Below are 26,128 nucleotides of genomic sequence, written 5' to 3'. Positions count from 1 at the left end.
GGCCCCTGACGTACGGAAAGGCCGTCCGGTGAGTCAAACTTGTTGTGATTGATCGCACTGAGGTCGACATAGGAGAGAACACGTGGACGACGTTCTGCGACGTGCCCCGCTGTTCGCGGCGCTCGACGACGAGCAGGCCGCCGAGCTGCGCGCCTCGATGAGTGAGGCGACGCTCGCCCGTGGCGATGCGCTGTTCCACGAGGGCGACCCGGGCGACCGCCTCTACGTGGTCACCGAGGGCAAGGTGAAGCTGCACCGCACCTCGCCGGACGGGCGCGAGAACATGCTGGCGGTCCTCGGCCCCGGCGAGCTGATCGGCGAGCTGTCCCTCTTCGACCCGGGCCCGCGCACCGCCACCGCGACCGCGCTGACCGAGGTCAAGCTGCTCGGCCTCGGCCACGGCGACCTCCAGCCCTGGCTGAACGCCCGCCCCGAGGTGGCCAGCGCCCTGCTGCGCGCCGTCGCCCGCCGGCTCCGCAAGACCAACGACCAGATGTCCGACCTGGTCTTCTCCGACGTCCCGGGCCGTGTCGCCCGCGCGCTCCTCGACCTGTCGCGCCGCTTCGGCGTGCAGTCCGAGGAGGGCATCCACGTCGTCCACGACCTCACCCAGGAAGAGCTGGCCCAGCTGGTCGGCGCCTCCCGCGAGACGGTCAACAAGGCGCTCGCCGACTTCGCCCAGCGCGGCTGGCTGCGCCTGGAGGCCCGCGCCGTGATCCTGCTGGACGTCGAGCGCCTCGCGAAGCGCTCGCGCTAGTCGCGGCACACCGACACGGAGGGGGCCGCCCGGTTCGACCGGGCGGCCCCCTCTTTCGTACGCGGACGGTCCTGGCGCTTCGTGCGCGGACGGTCCTGGCGCTTCGTGCGCGGACGGTCCTGGCGCTTCGTGCGCGGACGGTCCTGGCGCTTCGTGCGCGGACGGTCCTGGCGCCTCGTGCGCGGACGGGTCCTGGCGCCTCGTGCGCGGAAGGGTCCTGGCGCCTCGTGCGCGGAAGGGTCCTGGCGCTTCGTACGCCGGACTGGTCCTGCGCTTCGTACGCCGGACGGGTCCTAGCGCTTCGTGCCGTCCACGATCAGCGGGTTCGAGCCGCCCCCGCCGCAGGGCACCGCGTAGACCGGGTTCTTGGCGGCGGCCTCCTTGTACGCGTCGATGCACTGGTTCATGAGGACCTTGTCGGTCAGCGAGTCGTTGAGGATCTTGTTGGCGCGCGCGATGCCCTCGGCCTCGATGCGGCGCCGGTCGGACTCCGCCTTCGCCGTACGGGCGGCCTCCAGGGCCCGCTCGGTGGCCTGCTGCTGCTGGATCTTGCGGTCGATCTGGCCCTGGAGCGCGTCCGAGGGCTTCACGTTGCGCAGGTTGACCGTGGTGACGTCGATGCCGCGCGGGGCCAGGCGCTCCTTGATCAGGCGGGCGATCTCCGCGTTGATCTTCTCGCGGTCGGAGGCGTACCCCTGCTCGCTGCTGTAGCGGGCGAAGACGTTGCGGACGATCTCACGGCTGTCCGGGTAGACGAGGCGCTGCTGGATGGCGTCCTCGCTGCCGGCCAGCTTGTAGAGCTCGACGGCCTTGGAGGGGTGCACCGCCCACTTCACGGTGACCTCGGCGTACATCACGCCGCCCTGCGAGGAGCGGACCTCGACCACGTCCTTGTCGGAGAGGTTGAGGTCCACGGGGCGCGTCGAGAAGGTCGTGACGTCGGTGAACGGCGACTTCATGTGCATCCCGGAGGACATCGGCGAGCCGACCTTGCCGAAGGCGACCGGGACGCCGACCTCGTACGCGCTGATCACGTACGTCATGCTCACGATCAGCGAGAAGAGGCCGGCGATCAGGGCGCCGAGGCCTCCGAACTTGAGGCCTCCGGAGTCGTTGACGCGACCGACGATGTAGAGCACCACTGCGGCTATGACCAACAGGATGGCAAGGACGAACACGGGCTTCCCCCCAGGAGCTATGGCCGGATGTACGCGGAGCGTAAGACATCCGCCGAAGCCGCCCGGTTGCGGGGCGTCCCTGACGGACCGGACCGTGCGCCCCGGGGCCCGGGGCCCGGGGCCCGGGGCCCGGGGAGCACGGTGGCCCGCGACTCCGGACCGGCCCCGTCTCCCGTCTCCCGTCCCCCGGCCTCCGGCCCCCGGATCAGATCAGACCGCGCTCCTTCAGATAGTCCAGCTGCGCCCGTACGGAGAGCTCGGCGGCCGGCCAGAGGGAGCGGTCCACCGCCGCGTACACCTGGGCGACGATCTCCGGGGCCGTCCGGGCACCGCCCTCGACGGCCGTCTCCACCTGCGCGAGGCGGCTCGCGCGGTGCGCCAGGTAGAACTCCACGGCACCCTGGGCGTCCTCCAGGACCGGGCCGTGCCCCGGCAGGACCGTGTGCACCCCGTCGTCGACGGTGAGCGAGCGGAGCCGCCGCAGCGAGTCCAGGTACTCCCCGAGCCGCCCGTCGGGGTGGGCCACCATCGTCGTGCCGCGCCCCAGGACGGTGTCGCCCGTCAGCACCGCCCGGTCGGCCGGGAGGTGGAAGGAGAGCGAGTCGGAGGTGTGCCCGGGTGTCGCGACGACCCGCAGTTCGAGCCCTCCGGTCGTGATCACGTCGCCCGCGGCGAGGCCCTCGTCGCCGAGCCGCAGCGCGGGGTCGAGGGCCCGCACCGCGCTCCGGGTCAGCTCGGCGAAGCGCACGGCGCCCTCGGCGTGGTCCGGGTGCCCGTGGGTGAGCAGCGTGAGCCCGATGCGCTTGCCCAGCTTCTCGGCGGTCTCCACGACCCGCCGCAGGTGGCCCTCGTCGAGCGGGCCCGGGTCGATGACGACCGCGAGGTCGGAGTCGGGTTCCGCGACGATCCAGGTGTTGGTGCCGTCCAGGGTCATCGCCGAGGGGTTCGGCGCCAGGACGTTCACCGCGCGGGCCGTCGCCGGCCCAGAGACGACGGCGCCTCGCGGCTGCCCGGGCAGGTCGGCGGCGGAGCTCACGAGGCGCCCCCCGCCGGGATGTGCTTGGTGAACTCGTCGTGCCCAGGCCAGCTCAGGACCAGCTCGTCGCCGTCGAGGCGGGCCTGCGCCAGGACCGGCGTCAGGTCCTGTCCCCCGGCCGCCGCGAGGGCCTCGCCCGCCGTGCCGAACCGCTCGAGACCGCGCAGGGTCGAGATGGTCGGCGGCATCATCGTCAGCTCGCCCCGGTCGTAGCCGGCCGCCGCGTCCGCCGGGCGGATCCAGACGGTGCGGTCCGCCTCGGTCGAAGCGTTGCGGGTGCGCTGGCCGGCCGGGAGGGCCGCCACGAAGAACCAGGTGTCGTAGCGCCGGGGCTCGAACTCGGGCGTGATCCAGCGGGCCCACGCGCCGAGCAGGTCGGAGCGCAGCACGAGCCCGCGCCGGTCGAGGAAGTCGGCGAAGGAGAGCTCGCGGGCGACCAGCGCCGCCCGGTCCTTCTCCCACTCGTCCCCGGTGGTGTCGCCGACCACGCTGTCGGGCGTCTCCCCGGCGAGCAGCACGCCCGCCTCCTCGTACGTCTCGCGCACGGCGGCGCAGACGACGGCCTGGGCCTGCGCGGGGTCGGCGAGGCCGAGGCGGGCCGCCCACTCCTCGCGGGAGGGCCCGGCCCAGCGCACCGGGTGCTCGTCCCGGGGGTCGACGCCGCCGCCGGGATACGCGTACGCCCCGCCCGCGAAGGCCATGGAGGCGCGCCGTCGCAGCATGTGCACGGCGGGGCCCTCGGCACCGTCCTTCAGGAGGAGCACGGTGGCGGCCCGCCTGGGTGTGGCGGGGACCAGCTCACCGGCGGCGAGGGCGCGGATGCGGTCGGGCCATTCCGGTGGGTACCACTGACCATTCGACTGACCATTCGACATGGCCGGATGCTATGCGCAAGCATCGGAATGCACGAGAGCCGATCCTCCACCTGTGGAGAACCACCTGTGGAGAACCGGCTCTGCGATCGCCCGCGTCGCGGGGACGCGGGGACACGGGGATGCGGGGTGGGATGCCCCGGGGAGGGGCGTCAGGCCTCGACGAGCTCGACCTGGACCTCGACCTCGACGGGCGCGTCGAGCGGGAGCACGGCGACGCCGACGGCGCTGCGCGCGTGCACGCCCTTGTCGCCGAGGACGGCGCCGAGGAGCTCGCTGGCGCCGTTGATGACGCCCGGCTGCCCGGTGAAGTCGCTGGCGGAGGCGACGAAGCCGACGACCTTCACGACCCGCTTGATGCGGTCGAGGTCACCGGCGACCGACTTCACGGCCGCGAGCGCGTTCAGCGCGCAGGTGGCCGCGAGCTCCTTGGCCTCCTCGGCCGTGACCTCGGCGCCGACCTTGCCGGTGACGGGCAGCTTGCCCGCCACCATCGGGAGCTGGCCCGAGGTGTAGACGTACACGCCCGACTGCACGGCCGGCTGGTAGGCGGCCAGCGGCGGCACGACCTCCGGCAGGGTCAGGCCCAGCTCGGCGAGCTTCGCCTCGACGGCCCCGCTCACGACTTGGCCCGCTTCAGGTAGGCCACGAGCTGCTCGGGGTTGTTCGGCCCGGGCACGACCTGGACGAGCTCCCAGCCGTCCTCGCCCCAGGTGTCCAGAATCTGCTTCGTCGCGTGCACCAGCAGCGGCACAGTCGCGTACTCCCACTTGGTCATGAGCCGACTGTAGCCGCTGCCGGAGCGCGGACCCGCCGGGGCGGCCCCCGCCGGGACCCCGGCGGCCGTCTCGGGGTCGGGTGGGGGTCGGGTGGGGGTCGGGTCGGGGTCGGGTCGGGGTCTTCTCCGGGGCGGCCCTCTGATTGGGCCGGGCCGGCAGTGGTTAGGCTCGAAGGCGTGAGCAGGCTCCAGGTCGTCAGCGGCAAGGGCGGTACCGGTAAGACCACGGTCGCCGCCGCACTCGCGCTCGCCCTCGCGACCGAGGGCAAGCGCACCCTTCTCGTGGAGGTCGAGGGCAGACAGGGCATCGCGCAGATCTTCGAGACGGAGCCGCTGCCGTACGAGGAGCGCAAGATCGCCGTCGCGCCCGGTGGCGGCGAGGTGTTCGCCCTGGCCATCGACGCCGAGCGCGCCCTCCTCGACTACCTGCAGATGTTCTACAAGCTGGGCAGCGCGGGGCGGGCCCTGAAGAAGCTCGGCGCGATCGACTTCGCGACGACGATAGCCCCGGGCGTCCGGGACGTGCTGCTGACCGGCAAGGCCTGCGAGGCGGTGCGCCGGCGCGAGAAGCAGGGCGGCTTCACCTACGACTACGTGGTGATGGACGCCCCGCCGACCGGCCGCATCACCCGCTTCCTCAACGTGAACGACGAGGTGGCGGGGCTGGCCCGGATCGGCCCGATACACAACCAGGCCCAGGCGATCATGCGCTTCCTGAAGTCCCCGGACACGGCGGTGCACCTGGTGACCCTCCTGGAGGAGATGCCCGTCCAGGAGACCGCGGACGGCATCGCGGAGCTGCGCGCCGCCGAACTGCCAGTCGGCCGCGCCATCGTGAACATGGTCCGCCCGCACGTCCTGGACGAGGCGGCGGTACGGGCCGCCTCCGGCGACCACCGCGCCGCCATCGCCGCCACCCTGGCGGCGGCAGGTGTGACGGGCGGCACGAAGCTGGTCGAGCCGCTCCTGGAGCAGGCGGCGGAGCACGCCCAGCGGGTGGAGCTGGAGCGGGCCCAGCGCGAGGTGCTGGACGGCATCGGGGTGCCGGCGTACGAACTCCCCTTCCTGGGGGACGGGGCGGACATCGCCGGTCTCTACCGGCTGGCGAAGGAACTGCGGAGGCAAGGGGTGGGCGCGTGACGGAGGCGCAGAAGGCCGCGGCGGCGAACGGTCTCGACGCGGTCCCCGTCCTGGAGCTCGACCCGCTGATCGACGACCCGGCCACCCGCATCATCGTGTGCTGCGGCGCGGGCGGCGTCGGCAAGACGACGACCGCGGCGGCGCTCGGCGTGCGGGCGGCGGAGCGCGGCCGGCGGGTCGTGGTGCTCACGATCGACCCGGCGCGGCGGCTCGCCCAGTCGATGGGGATCGACTCGCTGGACAACGTGCCGCGCAAGGTCGAGGGCATCAAGGGCTCCGACGGGGGCGAGCTGCACGCGATGATGCTCGACATGAAGCGGACCTTCGACGAGATCGTCGAGGCGCACGCGGACGCCGACCGGGCCCGGGCGATCCTGGAGAACCCCTTCTACCAGTCCCTGTCGGCCGGGTTCGCCGGTACGCAGGAGTACATGGCGATGGAGAAGCTGGGCCAGCTGCGGGCCCGGGACGAGTGGGACCTGATCGTGGTCGACACCCCGCCGTCCCGGTCGGCGCTGGACTTCCTGGACGCGCCGAAGCGGCTCGGCTCCTTCCTGGACGGGAAGTTCATCAAGCTGTTGATGGCTCCCGCGAAGGTGGGCGGCCGGGCCGGGATGAAGTTCCTCAACGTCGGCATGTCGATGATGACGGGGACGCTGGGGAAGCTGCTCGGCGGCCAGTTCCTGAAGGACGTGCAGACCTTCGTGGCCGCGATGGACACGATGTTCGGCGGCTTCCGCACCCGCGCGGACGCCACGTACCGGCTCCTCCAGGCGCCGGGCACGGCCTTCCTCGTGGTGGCGACGCCGGAGCGGGACGCGCTGCGCGAGGCGGCGTACTTCGTGGAGCGGCTGGCCGCGGAGGAGATGCCGCTGGCCGGTCTCGTCATCAACCGCGTCCACGCCAGCGGCGCCGCCCGGCTGTCGGCCGAGCGGGCGCGGGCCGCCGCGGAAAATCTTGACGAGGGGCGCATTGTGGATCAGGGGGGCGGGAAGACTGCTGGGCGTGGCCCCCGGGCCACCGCCCCCGAGATGTCAGCCCCCGAGCCGGACCCTCTGCCCGACCCGCCTGCGGATCCCGCCGCAGACCTCGCCACCGCCGCCGTACCGCCCGCGTCCGAGGCTGCCCCCACAGCCGAGGCGGACGCGGATGTCCAGCAGCTCACCGCAGGACTGCTCCGTCTCCATGCCGAGCGGATGCAGGTGCTCGCACGCGAACAGCGCACGCGCGATCGCTTCACCGCGCTCCATCCCGAGGTGGCGGTCGCCGAAGTGGCCGCTCTGCCCGGCGATGTGCACGACCTCGCCGGTCTGCGGGCCATCGGTGACCGTCTGACGACGGGTCGGATGCCCTCGTAGCCTGACCCGGGCCGCGGACCTGACCGGTCCTAGCCCACCGCCGCGTACGTCTCGTACGTCGCGTCGTCGTCCATCGCCACGGGCAGCAGGCCCGCGCCCCGCTCGTACTCGGTACGCGCGGTCTCCAGGAGCCGGCGCCACGAGGTGACGGTCGGCCGGCGGCGCAGCAGGGCGCGGCGCTCGCGCTCCGTCATGCCGCCCCACACGCCGAATTCCACACGGTTGTCGAGGGCGTCGGCGAGGCACTCGGTCCGCACCGGGCATCCGGTGCACACCGCCTTCGCCCTGTTCTGCGCCGCTCCCTGCACGAAAAGTTCATCCGGATCGGTAGTGCGGCAGGCCGCCTGCGCACTCCAGTCAGCTACCCAGCCCATACCGGCGCCGTCCTCTCCCGAATCGAGGCTCCCCCACGGCGGTAGCGGCATATTCACCGCTGCCAGTTGGGACGTTACGGAAGGTGGGCACAGCGCAACACCCCCTTCGGGCCCAATCTTGAATGGTCCGAACGGACTATGCGTACGCGTCAGATCACCCAGGGGAGTGACCCGAGGACATAACGCCCCTATCGGACATGGGCCGAATTCGGGCATGAAGTTCCCGCGCTTCGGGTACACGGGATTTCACACCGACGTCACGCACGGGTCTTGATGCGAGACCACACTGCTGTGACAGTTGAGAGCAGCTTAGGCCAAGGCATATACGTGTGTCCGGCGAATGAGAACGTAGACACCTCACGTTGCTATGCCGTCAAGCTCAGGGGATGAGTCCTCCGTTCACGGCGCGGCCGTAGAGGCGCTGGTGCCACTCGTTGGCGTCCGGTCCGGGGTCGGTGGTCAGGACGGGGTTCGGGCCCGTCTCGATGAGGTGGAGGAGCGTCCAGGCGACGCCGTAGCAGTCGTCGGGGCCGAAGCAGGAGACGAGCGCTCGGGCTTCTTCTCCGGTGACCGGCCCGTGAATCGCGCGGAGCTGCTGGTCGCGCCGGGCGATCTCTTCTTCGCTCGCGTCCCAGTCAGGAAGCGGGCCGTCGGCGACGAACGCCTGCACTTCGGGTCTCATGCGCGAATGATCGGCTGCCGCCAGCTTCCTGGCCACTGCCTCACCAGGGAATCTGCCGCCCCTCCTCGGTCAGTGTCAGGGTCAGACAGCCGATCCACTCGCCGCTGTCGGGGTACTCCCAGTTGTCGTCATCGGCCAGAAGCACTGGCAGGTCGCCCCGCGCGATAGGCGCGCCGGGCTGAAAGCCAGTGCTTCCGTCGGGAGCAGTCCAGGGAATGACACGGCAGACCTCGACCCAGCCCCTGTCGACGAGAGACAGAACGACGGGGGTCAGCTCCGCGGAGGGTCCGGATGACAACGGTTCCTCCAGGTCGCCACGGACGCCGGGCAGGATGTCGATCTCCATGGCGTTGAGCATGAATGCCCTCTCAACCGAGGGCAGCTCGTCAGGTGCGTTCACATCGGGATCGTCGCATCCACCACATGTGGTCGCGTCCTCCTCCAGGCGCTGGAACGCAGCCTTCGACGGTCACGCCGCTACTGCTTCTGCCGCCGAGGGCGATGAGCGGAACGCGGACTGCTCCTCGAAGAGCTCGCGTTTCTGGAGGCAGTGGTAGAGCTGGCCGATCATGCGGTTGAAGAGGTTGCGCTGCGCGGCCGCGTGCCAGTCGCCTTGTTCGCGTCGGCGCCGGTAGTGGGCGTTGGCCCCGGTGGACGTGAGGCGAAGGCCCAGAGGTAGCCGGCGTGGTTGAGCCGGTCGTTCTTCACCCAGCGTCTGGTGATGGCGGACTTCTTGCCGGAGGCACGGGTGATGGGTGAGGAGCCGGCGTAGACCTTCAGGCCGCGGGCGTCGGCGAAGCGGGTGCGGTCGTCGCCGATCTCGGCCAGGACGCGGGCGGCGAGCTGGATGCCGAGCCCGGGGAAGCTCAGCAGGATCTCGGCGTCCGGGTGCTGAGGGAATGCCTCTTCGACTGCTTCGGCGAGCTGGTCGGCTGCGGTGCAGGCGGCGCCCAGCTGGATGAGGAGCGCGAGCATCTGCTTGCCGAGCGCGTCCTCGACCAGCGGCGGCTGGTGGGCCCACTCCGCGCGGAAGGCCTCGCGAAGGCGTTCGGCCTCGGCTTCGATGCCACGCTGGCGGCCGGCGCGCTTGAGCGCGGCCTGGATCTGGGTGCGGGTCAGGCGCGCGGCCCGGGACGGGGTCGGGCCGTCTTGAGGAGCTCGCGGGCCTCGGGACGGCACAGCCCGTTGGTCCAGGCGGCGAAGGCGGCCAGGGCGGCGGGGTAGTACTCGCGCAGCAGGGACCGGAGCTGGTTGGCGAGCTGCTGCCGGTTCCAGAGGGAATCCTGCTGAGCGCGGGCGAGGACTGCGATCGCGCGGCCGAGGTCGCTGTCGTCGGGCAGGGCCCGGTGGGCGTGCATGTCGGTGCGGAGGATGTTGGCGAGGACGAGGGCGTCGCCGGGGTCGGACTTCTTGCGCGAGACGCTGTGCCGGTCGCGGTAGCGGGCGGCGGCCATCGGGTTGATCGCGAACACCTTGCGCGTGCCGGTCCGCAGCACCGCGACGAGCAGGCCGCGGGAGGTCTCGATCCCCGCCAGGATCGGATTCTCGGCGGTGTCGCCGTACTCGGCGAGCAGTTCCAGCAGGATCTTGTAGCCGGCCGCGTCGTCGGTGATGTGCCGCTTGGCGAGCAGCTGGCCGGTGTCGTCGACCAGGGCGACGTCGTGGGTTCGTTCCGCCCAGTCGATTCCGCAGTAGATCAAGGTTCCCCTCCCCAGAGTTCGACGTTTGCGCTGGTCACGAGCGCATGCGGGCCACGCAGCGACCTAATCCCAGGCCTCGACCGCACCACGGTCGGGCCGCCACCTCACTAGCCGTTCGTGGCACCAGCGCACCCCACGGGCCTCGGTCTATGCGGGAGCTCGGGCGGCTCGGGCGTATTAAGAGGTCACCGTGCGGCGGACTCGCACCACGAAATCAACGAACGAAAACAACAGCAGGTGGTGGCGGCCACGAAGGCGCCGGCCGCCGCCGCTCTGTTCTTAGGCTTCGAAGCCTGGGCACACTCAGGCATCCGCCCGGCGCCCACGTGACCGCCACCACCCTGAGCACCACGACCGCGCACCGATCTACGTTGAGGCCTCCACAGGCCCGGCTGCACCTGGATGTCACGGTCTGGTACTCGAACGCTCCGAGAAGCCCCTGCTCCTACGGTTCGCTCATCACTACGGATTAGGCTGCCCCCATGGCAAAGAAGCGCTCGGGCGGAGGTCTGACCGGGACCCAGCAGGCCGCCAAGTTCCTCGGTGTCAGTGTGCTCTCCGGAGCCGTGCTGGCAGGCATCGCCCTGCCCGCGGCCGGAGCGCTCGGGCTGGCGGCGAAGGGCACGGTCGAGGGATTCGACGAGATCCCGTCCAACCTGAAGACGCCGCCGCTGAGTCAGCGCACCAACATCCTCGACTCGCAGGGCGGCCACATCGCCACCGTGTACTCGCGTGACCGCAAGGTCGTGCCGATCGAGAAGATCTCGCCGTACATGCAGAAGGCGATCGTCGCGATCGAGGACTCTCGCTTCTACGAGCACGGCGCGATCGACCTCAAGGGCGTGCTGCGCGCCATCAACCGCAACGCGCAGTCGGGCGGGGTGTCGCAGGGCGCCTCCACGCTGACGCAGCAGTACGTGAAGAACGTCTTCGTCGAGGAGGCGGGCGACGACCCCGAGAAGGTCGCGCAGGCCACCCAGCAGACCCTGGGCCGCAAGGTGCGCGAGCTGAAGTTCGCGATCCAGGTCGAGGAGGAGCTCGGCAAGAAGAAGATCCTGGAGAACTACCTCAACATCACGTTCTTCGGGCAGCAGGCCTACGGCATCGAGGCCGCCTCGCAGCGGTACTTCTCGAAGCCGGCCGCCGACCTCACGCTCGCCGAGTCCGCCATGATGGCCGGCCTCGTCCAGTCGCCGAGCCGCTACGACCCGGTCAACGACATCCAGGAGGCGACCAAGCGGCGCAACATCGTCCTCCAGCGCATGGCCGACGTGCGGGACATCAGCCAGGCGGAGGCCGACCAGGCGAAGGCCACCCCGATCAAGCTGAAGGTGAAGACGCCGAAGAACGGCTGCATCACCGCCGTGGACGGCGCCGGCTTCTTCTGCGACTACGTCCGCAAGACGATCCTCAACGACCCGGTCTTCGGCAAGACCTCCGAGGAGCGCCAGAAGCTGTGGAACCTGGGTGGTCTCACCATCCGCACCACGCTCGACCCGCGCGCCCAGGCCGCCGCCAACGAGGCCGCCGTCGCCAAGATCGACAAGGACGACAAGGTCGCCGCCTCGGTGGTCCAGGTCCAGCCCAACAGCGGCAAGATCCTGTCGATGGGCCAGTCCCGCCCGTACGGCCTCGACCAGAAGCTGCACCAGACGACGCTCAACCTCGCCGTCGGCAAGAAGATGGGCGGCACGACGTACGGCTTCCAGGTCGGCTCGACCTTCAAGCCGATCACGGCCGCGGCGGCCCTGGAGAAGGGGCTGAGCCCGGCCCAGTCCTTCTCGACGCCGTGGAAGATCTCGGTGCCGATGAACTCGTACAGCACCTGCGCGGGCGGCCCGTCGGGCGGCGGCAACTGGGACCTGCAGAACGAGATGCAGTCCGAGGCCGGCAGCTGGGACATGACCAGCGCGCTCGGCAAGTCCATCAACACCTACTTCGCGCAGCTCGAGCAGATGACCGGGCTCTGCGAGACGGTCCAGATGGCGAAGAAGATGGGGTACGAGAAGGAGCTCGGCAAGAAGCTGAAGGAGCTCCCCTCCATCACCCTCGGCGGCCAGGAGTCCACCCCGCTCGACATGGCGGCGGTCTACGCGACCTTCGCCAACCGCGGCACCTACTGCACGCCCGTCGCCATCGAGTCGATCACCACGGCCAACGGCCAGAAGCTGAAGGTCCCGCAGACCGAGTGCTCGCGGGCGATGACCGAGAAGACCGCGGACACCGTCAACCAGATGCTCAAGGGCGTCGTCGAGGACGGCACGGGTACCCGGGCCGGTCTGAGCGACCGCGACAACGCGGGCAAGACGGGTACGACCAACGACCGCAAGGACGCCTGGTTCGTCGGCTACACGCCGAACCTGTCCACCGCGGTGTGGGTCGGTGACGACGTCGGCGAGAAGACCTCGATGTACGACATCACCATCGGCGGCCAGTACTACGACAAGGTCTGCGGCGGCTGCCTCCCGGGCCCGATCTGGAAGATCGCGATGACGGGGGCGCTCGACGCCTCTGAGACGCCGGGCTTCGTCCCGATCACCGTTCCTCGCGGCGCCCAGCCGGAGGACAAGGAGAAGGACAAGAACAAGCGCCCCGGCGACGACAACAAGCCGGGCGGCCAGCGCCCCGGCGGCACCACCCTGCCGGGCGGCATCACCATCCCGCCGGACCTGATCGGCGGCACGAACGGCCGCGGGGGCGGCGGGGGCGGACGCGGCGGCGGGCACGGATAGCGGCGCTGTCCGGCACCGACGCCCGGCGCCGGACCTCCGGCGCCGACGCGTGACAGAGAAGAGGGGCGGCCCTCCCGGATTCCGGGAGGGCCGCCCCTCTTCTCTGTGCGCGTACGCCCGTAGGCCGGGTCAGCCGGCGAGGAGCCGCTTCACGGTGGCGGCGACCCGCCCGCCCTCCGCCTGGCCGGCGACCTTGGGGTTGACGATCTTCATGACGGCGCCCATGGCCCGCGGACCCTCGGCACCGGCGGCCTTCGCCTCCTCGACGGCGGCGGCCACGACGGCCTCCAGCTCGTCGTCGGAGAGCTGCTTGGGCAGGTACGCGTCGAGGATCTCGCCCTCCAGACGCTCCCGGGCGGCCTGCTCGGGACGGTCGCCCTGGGCGAAGGCCTCCGCGGCCTCGCGGCGCTTCTTCGCCTCCTTGGCGATCACCGTCTGCACCTCGTCGTCGGAGAGCTCGCGCTTGGTCTTGCCCGCGACCTCCTCCTTGGTGATGGCGGTGATGGTCAGCCGCAGGGTGGAGGAGCGCAGCTCGTCGCGCTCCCTGATCGCGGCGTTGAGGTCGTCCTTGAGCTTGTCCTTCAGCGTGGTCATGGGTCCAAGTGTGTCAGGTGCCGGACCCCGACCGCCCGCGCATTTCCGCCCATCGGGTCTGCGACGATAAGGGGATGCGCGCACGGTACGGGATCCCCCTGAAGATCACGGCAGGCCTCACGGCGACGGCAGCGGCCGGCATCGTCTACGCGGCGGGCTTCGAAGCCCGCTCGTTCCGGCTCCGCCGGGTGACCGTCCCGGTGCTGCCCCGGGGCATGCGCGACCTGCGGGTCCTCCAGGTCTCCGACATCCACATGGTGAGCGGCCAGAACAAGAAGCGCGCCTGGCTCCAGTCGCTGGCCGGGCTGCGCCCGGACTTCGTCGTGAACACCGGCGACAACCTCTCCGACCCGAACGCCGTGCCCGAGGTGCTCGACGCGCTGGGCCCGCTGATGGAGTTCCCGGGGGTGTACGTCTTCGGCTCCAACGACTACTACGGGCCGCGGCTGCGCAACCCCGCGCTCTACCTGAAGGAGAAGGTCCAGGGCCGGCACGGCCTCAACGGCAACCCGCCGGTGGTGGGCGCCGTCCACAACCCCTGGGAGGGGCTGCGGGACGCGTTCGACGCGGCGGGCTGGGTGAACCTGACCAACACCCGCGGCCGGCTGAAGCTGCCCGGCGTCGACCTCGCCTTCACCGGCGTCGACGACCCGCACATCAAGCGGGACCGGTACGAGCGGGTCGCGGGCGGGCCCGACCGGGACGCCGACTTCACGGTGGGCGTGGTGCACGCGCCGTACCTCCGGTCGCTGGACGCGTTCACCGCGGACGGCTACGAGCTGCTGCTCGCCGGCCACACCCACGGCGGGCAGCTGTGCATCCCCTTCTACGGGGCCCTGGTCACCAACTGCGACCTGGACACCGAGCGGGTGAAGGGCCTCTCCACCCACACGGTCGACGGCCGCACCTCGTACCTGCACGTCTCGGCCGGCTGCGGCACCAACCGCTTCACCCCGGTCCGCTTCGCCTGCCCGCCGGAGGCGACCCTGCTGACGCTGACGGCCCGCGGCTGATCCGGCCGGTCCCGTACGCCCGACGCGGTCCGGCCGACGCGGTCCGGCCGACGCGCTCCGCCCGACGCGGTCCGTGTGACGCGGTCCGCCCGGCACGGTCCGCCTGACGCCGTACGGACGCCGTACGGACGCCGTACGGCGCATACGGTGGCGTCCATGCCGAACACCGTCGTCACCGCCCTGTTCCGCGGCCTGCTCGCCCTGGCCGCGGTCACCGGCATCGTGATCGAGTGCGTCGAGGGGAACCCCCTCGTCGTCTTCAGCTTCTTCACGATCTGGTCGAACACCGCCGTCGCCGTCGTCCTCGGCTGGGGCGCCGTCCGCGCCTGGACGCGCCGCCCGCCGCTGCCCGCGCCGTGGACCGGCGGGGTGCTGCTGTGCATCGCGGTGGTCGGGCTCGTCTTCCACCTGGTCCTGGACAACGCGGCGAGCGAGTTCAACGAGTCCGCCGCGATCGCCCGGCTCACCGGCGCCAGGGCCGTCGCCAACCAGCTGCTGCACACCGTCACCCCGATCGGCGTGGCCCTCGACTGGCTCCTCCTCACCCGCCCCGGCGCCCTCCGCTGGCGCCACGCCGCCCAGTGGCTGGCGGCCCCCGGCGCCTACCTGGTCTTCGCCCTGGTCCGGGGCGCCCTCGTCTCCCCCGACACGCCGACCCGCTACACGTACCCCTTCATCGACGTCACCGCCCACGGGTACGCGGGCGTCCTGCTCAACGCCGTCGTCCTGGGCCTGGCCTTCTACGCGCTGGGTCTGCTGCTCGTCGCCGTGGACCGCGTCCGGCCGTCCCTGGTGGGGCGCGGGGAACGGATTTCGTCTCTGGGCGCGGGTGGGCTAAAGTAATCGATGTCGCCGCGACGTGAAGAACAGAGCAGCGACATCGGGGTGTAGCGCAGCTTGGCAGCGCGCTTCGTTCGGGACGAAGAGGTCGTGGGTTCAAATCCCGCCACCCCGACAGCTGAGTAGCAGGCCAGAAGGCCCTTACCGATTCGGTGAGGGCCTTCTGGCTTTCTCGCGTTTCCGTCCACACGAACCGCCGGCTTGATCACGTACAAGTGAAACAACGGTACGAACGTACGCAAATCGAACCCACTGCGGAATCTGTGAAGCGAGTCCCGGTGAGCGCAAGAGCTCCCCCTCGACGAAGATCAAGGAGACTTCAGTGGTCAAGCGCGCGATGAAGTACGGCCTCGTGGCTGCGGCGACTGCCACCCTGCTCGTCAGCTCGGCCGGCTTCGCCACGGCCGACAGCTCGTAGACGATGAACATCGTCTACGGCCAGATCGTCACGCTTCCCGCGTCGCCCGGCAACGGCTACGCCGGCGACGCGGCGGCCTCGGCCAAGTGTCCGGCCGGTCAGGTCCTCACCGGCGGCGGAGCCGAGGTGAAGGCCGGGAACTCGTACGTCCAGCGCTACAACCTCGCGGCGAGCCGGCCGGTCGGCTCGGAGACGTGGTGGGCTTACGCCACCAACAGCGACCCCAACAACCCGGGAACGCTCCAGGCCTTCGCGATCTGCGCGAAGACGACCAACCTGGACGTGCTGCACACCCCCTGACACGGCCGACGCGCGGCGGAGGCCGGCCCCGCCCGGGTCGCCCCGCCCGCCACCCCGCAGCCGTAGGACCAGGTCAGGTGCCTGATCCGAGCAATCGGATCAGGCACCTGAGTGGTTTCCGGGGGAGGGACGGGGCCGTGCCCCCCCGGGGCGGAAAATCGGTGGTTCCTCGTGGCGGGCGTTGTTAGCTTGTGGGGAGTCGTTCCCTTCTCGCCGAGGGCCCACGGGCCCGAATGGGGTGTCTTGATGTCCCGGACCGCGCCGAGCGCGCCTCGTCCCTTCGCATAACGCGAGCTTCGCCGAAGCCGCTCGGCCTGCTCTTGCCTTCGTGAACCACTTCTCGGCAAGGAGCACCGGGTGTCCCACACCTCCGACAGCACCCCCACCCCCACGACCGGCACCTCCGCCTGCGCGTGGTGCGGTCTGACCGTCTCCGCGTACGGCCCCGACGGGGCGCGGCGCGACCACTGCCCGTCCTGTCTGCAGTCGCGGCACGCCGGCGAGGCGTGCGAGGGGCGGATGTCCCCCATCGCCGTCGCCGTGCCGCACGGCGGCGACTGGCGGGTGATCCACCGCTGCGTACGCTGCGACGAGCTCACCTCGAACCCCGTGCGCGCGGACGACAATCCGCTCGTCCTGATGCGCGTGGCGGTCCGCCCACTGGCGCAACCGCCGTTCCCGCTCGAAGCGTTCGGGGCCCTCTGATGCCGCGGCGCACGAAGCGGACGGGCCGGCCGCAGCGGCACAAGGACGTCCTCCGGCACACCGGCGGCGCCTTCCGGCGGACCGGCGGTGCCTTCCGGTGCGTCGGCTGCCGGCTCGACGTGCCCCTCGACGCGCCCGGCACCGCCCATCGCAACCACTGCCCCACCTGCCTGGCCAGCCTCCACGTCGACCGGCGCATACCCGGCGACCGGGCCTCGCCGTGCCGGGGGCGCATGGAGGCGCTGGGCATGTCGGTGCGGGAGGACGGCGAGTGGCTGCTCATCCACCAGTGCGCGGCCTGCGACGAGCTCAGCGCCAACCGGGTCGCCGGCGACGACAACCCGCTGGCGCTCGTGCGCCTCGCGCTGCGCCCGTTGAGCGACCCCCGGTTCGCGGGGCGGGCGCTGCTCGCCCTGTAGGGCCACCGGGCCCGCGCCCGTCCCCGGCCTGAGGTCCCCTCAGGGGGCGGCTCTACGATGGGGCGTCGAGAAGAAGGGTGGGTCTCAAGTGCTGGTCGCGGACCGATATCGGCTCCACATGTGTGTCGGGCGTGGCGGCATGGGCGAGGTGTGGCGGGCGACCGACGAGGTCCTCGGGCGGGACGTGGCCGTGAAGTTGATGCTCGGTCACGAACACGACCCGTCGGCGGCGGACCGGTTCCGGATGGAGGCCCAGACCGCGGCGCGGCTGAGCCATCCGCACGTGGTCGGGGTCTTCGACTTCGGCACCTGGGACGGCAAGCTGTACCTCGTCATGGAGCTGGTCCACGGGGACAGCCTCGCCGGGGACCGGGGGCAGGCTCCGGTGCTGGCGCCCGAGCAGGTCGCGACCGTCGCCGCGCACGCGGCGGCCGGGCTCGCCGCCGCCCACCGGCAGGGCGTGGTGCACCGGGACATCAAGCCGGGGAACCTGCTGCGGGACGCCGACGGGACGGTGAAGCTGGCCGACTTCGGCATCGCCCGCTTCGTGGACGACCCCTCGGCCGCGCTCACCACCACGGGGCAGATCGTCGGCACCGGGCTCTACCTCGCGCCCGAGCGGGCCCTGGGGCAGCCCGCCTCGCCGGCCTCCGACGTGTACTCGCTCGGCTGCGTGCTCTACCAACTGCTCACCGGGCAGCCGCCGTTCCGCGGGGACACCGCGACGGCCCTGCTCTACCAGCACATCGACACCCCGCCGGCGCCGCCGCGGCAGGTCGGCGTCGCGATGCCGGCCGCGTTCGAGACCTTCCTGCTGTCGCTGCTCGCCAAGCAGCCCGAGCAGCGACCGGCGGCGCAGGCCATCGCCGAGTGGTTCTCCTCCGGGGCCTGGCGGGACCAGCCGCTGCCGCTGCCGCAGGCGGTGCCCCCGCCCCCGCCCCCGCCCGTACCCCAGCGGCCGCAGCATCACGCGCCGGTGCCGCCCCCGCCCCGGACCGCCCCCGTGGCCGCGCCCCGGTCCCGGCGGGCGCAGCCTCCGGCCGAGAACCCGCTGGCCAAGATCTCGCGGCGGCGGCCGCGCAGGACCGCCGCGGTCGCCGGGGCGATCGCCTTCGTCGTCTTCCTGCTGATCGGGATGGCCTGGGTCAGCTGAGCCGCTCAGTAGATGCGGGGGGCCATCACGTGGCCTTCGGGGTCCTCCGGGCCCAGCAGCAGGCAGCGCGGCACTCCCGGACCCGGGGTCGCGCGGACGGTCACCGGGGTCGGCGGGTCGGTCGGCAGCTCGACGTGGAGCGTCACCGGGCGGTCGTCCCGGGTCGTGGCGTGGCCCGTCTCCTTGCCGTCCACCAGGACCTCGACGACCGGGGTGTGGCCGGTCTGGACGGTGGCGCTGACCGAATGGCCCCGGTAGTCGATGTGGAAGTGGTGCCGAGCTCTCATGACGTCGCCTCCGCCGCGCGTGGCCGCCCCTCGTCTCCAGCGTAGGGCGGGCGGGCGGAGATCGTCAGCTGACGACCCAGGCCAGGCAGCCCAGGAGCACCAGGGCCGTGCAGATGCCCAGGTTCACCGCCCGGTACTGGAGGAAGACCGCCGCGAACTCGCGGATGGTCGCGCTCGGCCAGAAGTACGCGGCGGTCGGCGAACCCACCACCTGGCCGTTCACCCCCGCCTTGCGGGCCATCAGCGCGGCCCGGAAGGCGTGGAAGTTGTTGGTGACGATCACGCACTCGGAGCCCGGCCGGTCCCGCTCCATCAGCGTCTTGCTGAAGAGCATGTTCTCCTCGGTCGTGCGCGAGCGGTCCTCGCGCAGCACGCGGTCCTCCGGGAAGCCCCGCTCCACCAGGTAGTCCGCCATGGCGTGCGACTCCGGCAGCTCCTCGTCCGGGCCCTGCCCGCCGGAGGTGATGAGCACCGGCGTCCGGTCCACCTCGCGGCGCGCGGCGAGCGTCTCGTACACCTGGCGGCCCCGGTCCAGCCGGCTCGCGAGCAGGGGCGGCACGCGGCGGCCGCCGATCAGGCCCGAGCCGAGGACGACCACGTAGTCGGCGTCGCGGCGGATGCGCATCCTGCCGTACAGGAAGGCGTAGCCGATGAAGCAGAGGAAGAGGAAGGAGACGTACGCCAGGACCATCAGCAGGGTGCCGACGACGATACCCAGGGGCTTCGAGTGGGTGATCACCGCGACGGCCATCAGGACCATCACGCCGAAGATGCCGAGGCCGGCGAGGAGCGAGAGGAGGTTGGAGGGGCGGCGGCCCTCCTTGCGGACCATCTTCACGCCGTTCGCGCACAGCAGTCCGGCCAGCACGAGCGGGCCGAGCGCGAGGACCAGCAGCAGGACGACCATCACCGTCACGGAGACGCCGGGCGGGGCGTCGTCGAGGCCGGCGAGCAGGCCGAGGCCGAAGAACGTGACGGCGAGCCCGAGGTACACCGCGTTGCTGAAGCGGCGCCGGTCGCGCAGCACACCCACCCCGAAGAGCAGCAGGAACACGGCGCACACGGCATAGGCGAACATGCGCTCATCGTAGACATCGCCGCCGACACCCCCGCCTCCCCGCGGCGGGCACGCGCCCACGGTGGCCGCGCCGCCCGCAGTGTCCGCACCGCCCGCGGTGTCCGCACCGCCCACGGTCAAGGCTCTGCGACGAGCTCGTGCAGCCCGCGCCGCGCGCCCTCCTCGTAGGCCCGGCGCAGTTCGCCGTCGGAGAGGTGCTCGCGCAGGGCCGACTCGCTGCGCTCGCGGGACGGGGAGCAGAAGGGCGCGGGGCGGTAGCCGTCCTCGAAGACGGTGGAGCGCATCAGGTCGACCGCGCCCAGCAGGCGGGCCGCGGTGGTGGGACGGCCGCGCAGGATCCGCATCTGGGCGAGGAGTTCAGCCGAGCAGGCCGACCCGGAGACGCAGCCGGTCCGCAGGTGCTCCCGCAGGGCGCGGGTCGCCAGCTCCATGGCACGGCCCGGCTCCCCGTCCCAGTAGTGGAGCTCGGCGCGCGCGTAGTGCGCCCAGGCGTCGGCCCAGACGTCCCGCCCGGCCCAGCTGTGCACATCGGCCCGGTCCAGGGCCTCCTGGGCGGCCTCCGGGTCCGTGCGGACCAGGGCCAGGGCGAGCGCGGTCCAGCACAGCTGCCGGGTCGGCCCGAGGTCCGGGTACTCGCCGAGCCCCTCCAGGGCGTCGCGGAACTCGGCCGCCGCCGCGTCCGTGCGCCCCTGGTACAGGGCGGTGGCACCGCGCAGATGGGCCAGCATGGCCAGGCACGTGTCGTCGCCGTCCCGGACCGCCGCGGCCCAGGACTGCACCAGGAGCGGGTCGGCGTCCTCGGGGTGGCCGGACTCCAGCTCCAGGTAGGCGGCGAGCCACAGGGCGCGGGCGGGTACGGGGCCCGGGTGCAGGGCCAGCGCGTGCCGCAGCCGGGAGCGGCCCTCGGTGACCCGGCCGCAGGCCACCCACAGGAACCACAGCGAGACCGCGATCTCCACGGCCGAGTCCGCCTCGTCGGCCGGCGAGAGCGGCGCGCTGGTCGGGTCCATGGCGGCGGCCAGGTCGGGGAGTTCGAGCAGGGCGAGCGCGCGGGCGTCGAGCTGCCGTCCGCCCTGCCACCAGTCGGCGGCCCGCCGGGCCACCTTCACGCACCACCTCCGGTGGTGGAGGACGACGGCCCAGCGGTCGCCGCGCTCGGTGAGCCGGCGGGCGCCGACCGCGCGCATCGGCGGCGGCATCCAGTAGCGGTCCTCGCCGGGGTCGCCGTCGTCCACGGGGAGCAGGGCGAGCGGGGCGAGCCGGTCCAGGACGTCCAGGACGGCGGCGGCGGGCAGTGCCCCGGAGGCGCACACCTCGCTGACGGCCTCGCGGCCGAAGGAGCCCTCGAAGACGGACATCCGTTCCCACAGGAGGCGTTCGAGCGGGTCGCACCGGAGGTAGCCGCGTTCTGCGGCCAGTTGGGCGGCGGACGGGCCGTCGTCCTGGAGCCCGCCCTCTTGGAGCCCGCCGTTCTGGAGCCCGCCGTTCTGGAGCCTTCCGTCCTGGAGCCTTCCGTCCTGGAGCTCGCCCTCTTGCGCCGTCCTCGCGGCTTCGGGGGCGTACGGGGCGGCGTTCCCGGCGACCCCGGCATCCCCAGCGGCGTCGCGGGTGCCTTGGGGGCCTTGGGGGCCGTGGGTGCCGTGGGTGCCGTGGGTGCCGGAGGCACGGTCCGCCCGGCGGGTCGGGGTCGGGGTGACGGGCAGGACCGCCTCCTCCGCGAGACGCAGCGCCCGCTGGGCCGTGACCAGCACCGTGAGGCCGGGGGAGAAGGCGGGCGCCTCGCGCAGCAGGCCCGCGACGAGGGCCGCGCCGCTGGGCCCGAGCCGCTCCCAGCCGTCCAGGACGAGGACCCGGGGCGCCCCGGGGGCGGCGAGCCTGCGGCGCAACAGCCGGGCGAGCGCGGGGAGGTTCTCGGGGGCGAGCAGTTCGGCCGGCTCCCACATGGCCTCGATGCCCTCGCGCCGGAGCGCCTCCCGCATGAGCCGCGTCTTGAGCGGGCCCGGCGGCCCGGTCAGCGTCAGCAACCGCGCCCCGTCGCGAATCCGGCGCCGCAGCACCGCCAGTTCGTGTTCCCGGCCCGCCAGCGGGCGCCCCGTTTCCGCCATCTGCCCCTGCCCGCCCCGTTGCTGTGTGTCCGGTGTCTTCAGCCCGACTTCATGACGGGGCATCGCGGCTGCGGCTTGAATGCATATGCCCCGGGACAAAATCCTGGGGGGCGGGAGCAAACCGGCCAAGCCATTGTCGAAAATCGACCAAGGAGACGCATGCCATCCGGGGAATCCGTCCTGGGAGAGCCGGATCTGGCGCTGATCCACGCATTGCAACTCGTCCCACGGGCAAGCTGGACACAGCTTTCGGCCGTTCTCGGAGCCGGCCCCGACACCCTCGCGCGCCGCTGGGAGCACCTGACGACGGGCGGTTACGCGTGGGCCGGCTTCCTGGTGCGCCATCACGGCCCCCGGGCACCGCTGTACGCCTGGGTGGAGGTGGACTGCGCGGCCGGCCGCTCCGAGGAGACCGCGATCGAGCTGACCGGCGACCCGTACACCCTGGGCGTGCACGAGGTGACCGGGGACACCGACCTGGTGCTGCTCGTGCTCTGCCCCGACCTGGAGGCCCTGGACGCCTATCTGTCGCTGCGGGTGCAGCGGCTGCCCGGGGTGACCCGCTCGCGGACCCAGGTGGTCACCGGGGTGCACAGCGCGCGGAACCTGTGGCAGCTCGACCAGCTGACCCCGCGCCAGGCCCGGCAGCTGACCGGCGCCCCGGTACCCGTGCAGGGCAGGCCCGCGGTGTCGCGGCGGCGTACGCAGCAGCTCACCGAGCTCGACGAGGCCCTGGTCCTGGAGCTGGCCGGGGACGCCCGGCGCAGCGCGGCGGAGCTGGCGCGGACCTGCGGGGCGAGCGAGTCGACCGTACGGCGCCGGCTGGAGGCCCTGATCGGCGGCGAGACACTGATCCACCACTGCGTCCCGGCGCCGCGCTTCTCGGGGCGGCCGGTGTGGGCGCTGATCAGAGCGGACGTGCCCTCGCTCGCGGTGGCGTCGACGGCGGCGGCGATGGCGCGGCTGCGGCAGACCCGGCTGGTGACCTCGGTGACCGGCGGCCACAACCTGGCCGTCGGGGCCTGGCTGCGCTCGGTCGGCGAGCTGCACGACATCACGACGGCGATGGAACGGGCGGCGCCCTCGCTGCGGATCACCGGGACCGCGCTGAGCCTGCGGACCCACAAGTCGGGCGCGCAGGTGCTGGGGCCGGACGGACGCCGACTGCACCACGTGCGCCCGGACCTGCGGACGCCGCACTGGAAGGACCGGTTCGTCTGAGCGCCGGCGGGACCGGTTCGGTCAGGTGCCGGCAGGACCGGTTCGGTCAGGTGCCGGCGGGACAGGTTCGGTCTGGCGTCGACAGGACGGTTCGGTCAGGTGCCGGCGGGACCGGTTCGGTCTGGCGTCGACAGGACGGTTCGGTCAGGTGCCGGCGGGACAGGTTCGCCCGGGCCCTCGCGGGAGCGGTCCGCCCGAGCCTTTCCCCGGACCCGGGCCGGGGTGAGAATGGCGGCATGGAGTTCGCCGTGTTCGTGACCCTGCCGGGGCTCGTGATCCTGCTGACCGCGATCGCGTTCGGCGATCAGGTCCTGCGCGCCACCGGGCGCGGGCGGCGGTCGGGGCAGATCTCCTCCACCGGCTTCGAGCAACTGCACGCCACCTTCTCGCAGGGCAAGCAGAACGAGCTCAAGGAGCGGCAGAGCTCCCTCGTGATGCGCGACGACGAGGAGGACGGCGCCCCGCCGCACCGCTCCACGGTGGATCTGGCGGGCGGGCGCGCCGTCATCAGGGTCCCGTCGGCGGCGGTGGCTACGCCGCCTTCGAGGCCTTGAGCGAGTACATCAGCGGGATCCGGGGCCGGTCGGTCCCGAAGCGGTAGTAGCCGTCCTCGTGCCGGGTGAGCGACTCGAAGCGCGGGAAGAGCGTCATGTCGTGCTCGTGCAGGAACTCGATGCGCAGCCCCGCCTTCGCGAGGGCCGTGACGACCTCGCCGACCGGGTGCACCCACTCCACGCTGCGGTTGTGGGTGGTGGCGGCGTCCAGGTCCGCGTACGTGCCGGACGAGGTGTCCACCCACGGTTCGCGCACGAAGTAGTCGTTGACCAGCCGGGTGGCGGTCTCGTCGTCGAACGAGTCGGACATCGGGTGGAACTCGGCGACGTACAGGAACCCGCCGGGCGCGACCAGCGAGGCGGCCGTCTCCGCCCAGCGGTCGAGGTCCGGCAGCCAGCACAGCGCGCCGCCGCCGGTGTAGACGATGTCGTACGAGGAGTCCGGCACCGCCTCCGCCGCGTCGTAGGCGTCGGCGGCGACGAACGCCGCCCGCTCCGGCGTGAGGCCGAGGTCGGCCGCGAGGGACCGGGCGGTCTCCACGGCGGGCTCGGAGAAGTCCAGGCCGACGACGCGCGAGGCGCCGTGGCGGGCCCAGGACAGGGTGTCCAGGCCGATGTGGCACTGGAGGTGCAGCAGGGAGCGCCCGGTGACGTCGCCGACCTCCGCGAGTTCGAAGTCGCGCAGGGCGTCCTTGCCGGCGCGGAAGGCGTCGAGGTCGTAGAAGTCGCTGGCGACGTGGATGGGGACGCGTTCGTCCCAGCGGGCGCGGTTGGCCGCGTGCCAGTCGTCGGGGGTCGGTGCGTACATGCCCGGGAGGTTATCCACAGGTTGCGGGCACGGCGAACGATTTGTCGGCGGGGCGGAGCATCATGGCTGCATGACTGAGAGCAAGGCGACTGAGAGCACGACCGGGACGGCCGGTGCCGACGCGGGCACCGGGAGCGGGACGGGGACCGGGGCCGGGGCCGGGGCCGGGGCCGGGGCCGGGGCCGGCGGCGGGGACGCGCCGCGCTGGCAGCAGCGGTTCCGCGCGCCGCGGGTCTCGCTGCCCGAGTGGGCCGAGGAGGCCCCGGACCGCTCGCTGTTCGTGTCGAACGCGACGGGGACGTACGAGCTGTACGCGTGGGACCGGGCGACCGGCGGGCAGCGGCAGGTCACCGACCGGCCGAACGGGACGACGGACGGCACGCTCTCGCCCGACGGGCAGTGGATCTGGTGGTTCGCGGACACCGACGGCGACGAGTTCGGCGTGTGGATGCGCCAGCCCTTCCACCCGGCCGAGGGCGGCGACGGCGGCGTGATCTCCGGCGCCGACGAGCCGGCGGTGCCGGGGCTCGACCCCTCCTATCCGGCCGGGCTCGCCATCGGCCGGGACGGCACGGTCGTGGTGGGCCGGTCCACGGACGAGGACGGCTCGACCGTCCACCTGCTGCGGCCGGGCGCGGCCGGGCCGGTGGAGATCTACCGGCACCGCGAGTCGGCCGGGGTCGGCGACCTGTCGCACGACGGCGGCCTGATCGCGATCGAGCACACCGAGCACGGGGACTCGATGCACTCCTCGGTGCGGGTGCTGCGCGCGGCCGACGCCTCCGTGGTGGCCGAGCTCGACGACACCAAGGACGGCACGGAGGAGCTGGGCCTGAGCGTCCTCGGCTTCGCCCCGGTCGACGGCGACACCCGGCTGCTCGTCGGCCACCAGCGGAGGGGCCGCTGGGAGCCGATGCTGTGGGACGTGGCGACGGGCACCGAGACCGACCTGCGCCTGGACCTGCCGGGCGACGTGTCGGCCGAGTGGTATCCGGACGGCTCGGGACTCCTCGTCGTGCACAGCTTCGAGGCCCGCAGCGAGCTGTGGCGGTACGAGATCGGCACCGGCGCCCTGGTCCGGGTGGAGACCCCGGCCGGCTCCGTGTCGAGCGCGACGGCCCGCCCGGACGGCTCGGTGGAGTACCTGTGGTCCTCGGCCGCCGAGCCGCCGGTGGTGCGGTCCACGGACGGCTCGGTCGTGCTCGACCCGCCCGGCCCGAAGGCGCCGCCGTCGGTGCCCGTGGAGGACGTGTGGGTGGACGGCCCCGGCGGGCGGGTGCACGCGCTCGTGCAGCGTCCCGCGGGCGAGGGCCCGTTCCCGACGGTCTTCGAGGTGCACGGCGGCCCGACCTGGCACGACAGCGACGCCTTCGCGTCCGGCCCGGCCGCCTGGATCGACCACGGCTACGCGGTGGTCCGGGTGAACTACCGCGGCTCCACCGGCTACGGACGGGAGTGGACGGACGCGCTGAAGCACCGGGTCGGCCTGATCGAGCTGGAGGACATCGGCGCGGTCCGCGCCTGGGCGGTGGCGAGCGGCCTCGCCGACCCGGAGCGGCTCGTCCTGTCCGGCGGCTCCTGGGGCGGCTACCTCACCCTGCTCGGCCTCGGCACCCAGCCGGAGGACTGGGCGCTCGGTCTCGCCGCCGTGCCCGTCGCCGACTACGTGACGGCGTACGAGGACGAGATGGAGGCCCTGAAGGCGCTGGACCGCACCCTGCTGGGCGGCTCGCCCGAGGAGGTCCCGGAGCGGTTCGCCGCCTCCTCTCCGATCACCTACGTGGACGCGGTGAAGGCCCCGGTGCACATCACGGCCGGTGTGAACGACCCGCGCTGCCCGATCCGCCAGATCGACAACTACGTGGACCGGCTCGCCGCCCGGGGCGCGGTGCACGACGTGTACCGGTACGACGCGGGGCACGGCTCGCTGGTCGTGGAGGAGCGGATCAAGCAGGTCGCCCTGGACCTGGCCTTCGCGGCCCGGCACCTGGGGACCCGGCCGCAGGAGGGCTGAGCCCGCTTGCGT

Annotated in this window: 26 protein-coding genes, 1 tRNA gene and 1 pseudogene; 14 read left to right on the top strand and 14 right to left on the bottom strand. The window is 72.4% G+C overall.

The features are described from left to right. Positions 1-82 precede the first annotated feature (82 nt). Positions 83-757 (top strand): Crp/Fnr family transcriptional regulator, encoded by a 675-nt coding sequence (locus ABD981_RS21930; RefSeq protein ID WP_046910193.1) that lies wholly within the window; start codon positions 83-85, stop codon positions 755-757. A 293-nt stretch (positions 758-1,050) separates the two neighbouring features. Here the strand turns inward: ABD981_RS21930 and ABD981_RS21925 are convergent, their stop codons facing one another. The 5 genes from ABD981_RS21925 to sp36 all read right to left on the bottom strand — a co-directional run bounded on the left by ABD981_RS21925 (position 1,051) and on the right by sp36 (position 4,621). Then, positions 1,051-1,935 (bottom strand): prohibitin family protein, encoded by an 885-nt coding sequence (locus ABD981_RS21925; protein WP_046910194.1) that lies wholly within the window; start codon positions 1,933-1,935, stop codon positions 1,051-1,053. A gap of 205 nt (positions 1,936-2,140) precedes the next feature. After that, positions 2,141-2,971 (bottom strand): MBL fold metallo-hydrolase, encoded by an 831-nt coding sequence (locus tag ABD981_RS21920; protein WP_046910195.1) that lies wholly within the window; start codon positions 2,969-2,971, stop codon positions 2,141-2,143. Beyond that, positions 2,968-3,846 carry an NUDIX hydrolase gene (locus tag ABD981_RS21915; protein WP_046910196.1) on the bottom strand — a complete coding sequence of 293 codons (879 nt, stop codon included), beginning with the start codon at positions 3,844-3,846 and terminating at the stop codon, positions 2,968-2,970. The genes ABD981_RS21920 and ABD981_RS21915 overlap by 4 nt, the downstream gene beginning before the upstream one ends. Positions 3,847-3,995: 149 nt before the next feature. After that, complete coding sequence (locus ABD981_RS21910) at positions 3,996-4,466, bottom strand: RidA family protein (protein ID WP_046910197.1); 471 nt, start codon at positions 4,464-4,466, stop codon at positions 3,996-3,998. After that, entirely contained in the window at positions 4,463-4,621 is a 159-nt protein-coding gene (gene sp36, locus ABD981_RS21905) for a Sp36 family protein (protein WP_123954897.1), read from the bottom strand. Before sp36 ends, ABD981_RS21910 begins: the two co-directional genes overlap by 4 nt. A gap of 177 nt (positions 4,622-4,798) precedes the next feature. Here sp36 and bagA point away from each other — a divergent pair, with 177 nt between their 5' ends. Further along, positions 4,799-5,761, top strand: coding sequence for an ATPase BagA (bagA, locus tag ABD981_RS21900; RefSeq protein WP_046910198.1), 963 nt, complete (start codon positions 4,799-4,801; stop codon positions 5,759-5,761). Next, entirely contained in the window at positions 5,758-7,119 is a 1,362-nt protein-coding gene (gene bagB, locus ABD981_RS21895; RefSeq protein ID WP_046910199.1) for an ATPase BagB, read from the top strand. The genes bagA and bagB overlap by 4 nt, the downstream gene beginning before the upstream one ends. A 29-nt stretch (positions 7,120-7,148) precedes the next feature. Here the strand turns inward: bagB and ABD981_RS21890 are convergent, their stop codons facing one another. From ABD981_RS21890 to ABD981_RS21875, 4 genes and pseudogenes are all read right to left on the bottom strand, one after another. Continuing rightward, entirely contained in the window at positions 7,149-7,493 is a 345-nt protein-coding gene (locus ABD981_RS21890) for a WhiB family transcriptional regulator (protein ID WP_046910200.1), read from the bottom strand. Between the two features lie 379 nt (positions 7,494-7,872). Further along, a complete protein-coding gene (locus tag ABD981_RS21885; protein WP_240495375.1) occupies positions 7,873-8,175 on the bottom strand; it encodes a hypothetical protein in 303 nt (100 codons plus the stop codon). A gap of 40 nt (positions 8,176-8,215) precedes the next feature. Next, complete coding sequence (locus tag ABD981_RS21880) at positions 8,216-8,521, bottom strand: hypothetical protein (RefSeq protein WP_131723914.1); 306 nt, start codon at positions 8,519-8,521, stop codon at positions 8,216-8,218. A 123-nt stretch (positions 8,522-8,644) separates the two neighbouring features. Then, positions 8,645-9,875: pseudogene (locus ABD981_RS21875) on the bottom strand (IS110 family RNA-guided transposase). A 482-nt stretch (positions 9,876-10,357) separates the two neighbouring features. Here ABD981_RS21875 and ABD981_RS21870 point away from each other — a divergent pair. Continuing rightward, positions 10,358-12,607, top strand: coding sequence for a transglycosylase domain-containing protein (locus ABD981_RS21870; protein WP_046910203.1), 2,250 nt, complete (start codon positions 10,358-10,360; stop codon positions 12,605-12,607). Positions 12,608-12,736: 129 nt separating this feature from the next. Here the strand turns inward: ABD981_RS21870 and ABD981_RS21865 are convergent, their stop codons facing one another. Then, positions 12,737-13,201 carry a GatB/YqeY domain-containing protein gene (locus tag ABD981_RS21865; protein WP_046910204.1) on the bottom strand — a complete coding sequence of 155 codons (465 nt, stop codon included), beginning with the start codon at positions 13,199-13,201 and terminating at the stop codon, positions 12,737-12,739. 74 nt (positions 13,202-13,275) lie between these two features. Between ABD981_RS21865 and ABD981_RS21860 the strand changes: the two genes are divergently transcribed. From ABD981_RS21860 to ABD981_RS21830, 7 genes are all read left to right on the top strand, one after another. Further along, positions 13,276-14,214: a metallophosphoesterase gene (locus ABD981_RS21860; protein ID WP_046910205.1), complete on the top strand. Its 939-nt coding sequence runs from the start codon at positions 13,276-13,278 to the stop codon at positions 14,212-14,214. Positions 14,215-14,370: 156 nt separating this feature from the next. Continuing rightward, positions 14,371-15,057, top strand: coding sequence for a Pr6Pr family membrane protein (locus ABD981_RS21855; protein ID WP_123954900.1), 687 nt, complete (start codon positions 14,371-14,373; stop codon positions 15,055-15,057). A 38-nt stretch (positions 15,058-15,095) separates the two neighbouring features. After that, positions 15,096-15,169 (top strand) — tRNA-Pro (locus tag ABD981_RS21850). 306 nt (positions 15,170-15,475) lie between these two features. After that, positions 15,476-15,772: a hypothetical protein gene (locus tag ABD981_RS21845; protein WP_046910207.1), complete on the top strand. Its 297-nt coding sequence runs from the start codon at positions 15,476-15,478 to the stop codon at positions 15,770-15,772. 357 nt (positions 15,773-16,129) lie between these two features. Next, positions 16,130-16,477: an RNHCP domain-containing protein gene (locus ABD981_RS21840; RefSeq protein WP_046910208.1), complete on the top strand. Its 348-nt coding sequence runs from the start codon at positions 16,130-16,132 to the stop codon at positions 16,475-16,477. After that, a complete protein-coding gene (locus tag ABD981_RS21835) occupies positions 16,477-16,896 on the top strand; it encodes an RNHCP domain-containing protein (protein ID WP_046910209.1) in 420 nt (139 codons plus the stop codon). The genes ABD981_RS21840 and ABD981_RS21835 overlap by 1 nt, the downstream gene beginning before the upstream one ends. 88 nt (positions 16,897-16,984) lie before the next feature. Further along, the gene (locus tag ABD981_RS21830) at positions 16,985-18,049 is read left to right on the top strand and encodes a serine/threonine-protein kinase (RefSeq protein WP_205628256.1); all 1,065 of its coding nucleotides are present in this window, start codon (positions 16,985-16,987) and stop codon (positions 18,047-18,049) included. A gap of 5 nt (positions 18,050-18,054) precedes the next feature. On the opposite strand, the gene ABD981_RS21825 is transcribed toward ABD981_RS21830, so the two are convergent. The 3 genes from ABD981_RS21825 to ABD981_RS21815 form a co-directional block, all read right to left on the bottom strand. Next, the gene (locus tag ABD981_RS21825; protein ID WP_046910211.1) at positions 18,055-18,336 is read right to left on the bottom strand and encodes a hypothetical protein; all 282 of its coding nucleotides are present in this window, start codon (positions 18,334-18,336) and stop codon (positions 18,055-18,057) included. 64 nt (positions 18,337-18,400) lie between these two features. Next, positions 18,401-19,414 (bottom strand): YdcF family protein, encoded by a 1,014-nt coding sequence (locus ABD981_RS21820; protein WP_046910212.1) that lies wholly within the window; start codon positions 19,412-19,414, stop codon positions 18,401-18,403. Between the two features lie 116 nt (positions 19,415-19,530). After that, complete coding sequence (locus tag ABD981_RS21815; RefSeq protein ID WP_240495376.1) at positions 19,531-21,519, bottom strand: hypothetical protein; 1,989 nt, start codon at positions 21,517-21,519, stop codon at positions 19,531-19,533. A gap of 159 nt (positions 21,520-21,678) precedes the next feature. Here ABD981_RS21815 and ABD981_RS21810 point away from each other — a divergent pair, with 159 nt between their 5' ends. Next, positions 21,679-22,740, top strand: coding sequence for an Lrp/AsnC family transcriptional regulator (locus ABD981_RS21810; protein ID WP_046910213.1), 1,062 nt, complete (start codon positions 21,679-21,681; stop codon positions 22,738-22,740). 236 nt (positions 22,741-22,976) lie between these two features. Further along, the gene (locus ABD981_RS21805) at positions 22,977-23,294 is read left to right on the top strand and encodes a DUF6191 domain-containing protein (RefSeq protein ID WP_046910214.1); all 318 of its coding nucleotides are present in this window, start codon (positions 22,977-22,979) and stop codon (positions 23,292-23,294) included. Here the strand turns inward: ABD981_RS21805 and ABD981_RS21800 are convergent. Further along, on the bottom strand, positions 23,272-24,102 hold the full coding sequence (locus tag ABD981_RS21800; protein ID WP_046910215.1) for a class I SAM-dependent methyltransferase: 831 nt from the start codon (positions 24,100-24,102) through the stop codon (positions 23,272-23,274). The two genes, ABD981_RS21805 and ABD981_RS21800, sit on opposite strands and share 23 nt — an antisense overlap. 70 nt (positions 24,103-24,172) lie before the next feature. Between ABD981_RS21800 and ABD981_RS21795 the strand changes: the two genes are divergently transcribed. After that, positions 24,173-26,116 carry a S9 family peptidase gene (locus ABD981_RS21795; protein ID WP_046910216.1) on the top strand — a complete coding sequence of 648 codons (1,944 nt, stop codon included), beginning with the start codon at positions 24,173-24,175 and terminating at the stop codon, positions 26,114-26,116. The last annotated feature ends 12 nt before the right edge of the window (positions 26,117-26,128 follow it).

Origin of the sequence: Streptomyces showdoensis, from assembly GCF_039535475.1 — a bacterium.
Lineage (GTDB): Bacteria > Actinomycetota > Actinomycetes > Streptomycetales > Streptomycetaceae > Streptomyces > Streptomyces showdoensis.
The sequence above is the reverse complement of the archived record's forward strand: the minus strand, read 5'-3'. Positions and strand labels throughout refer to the sequence as shown.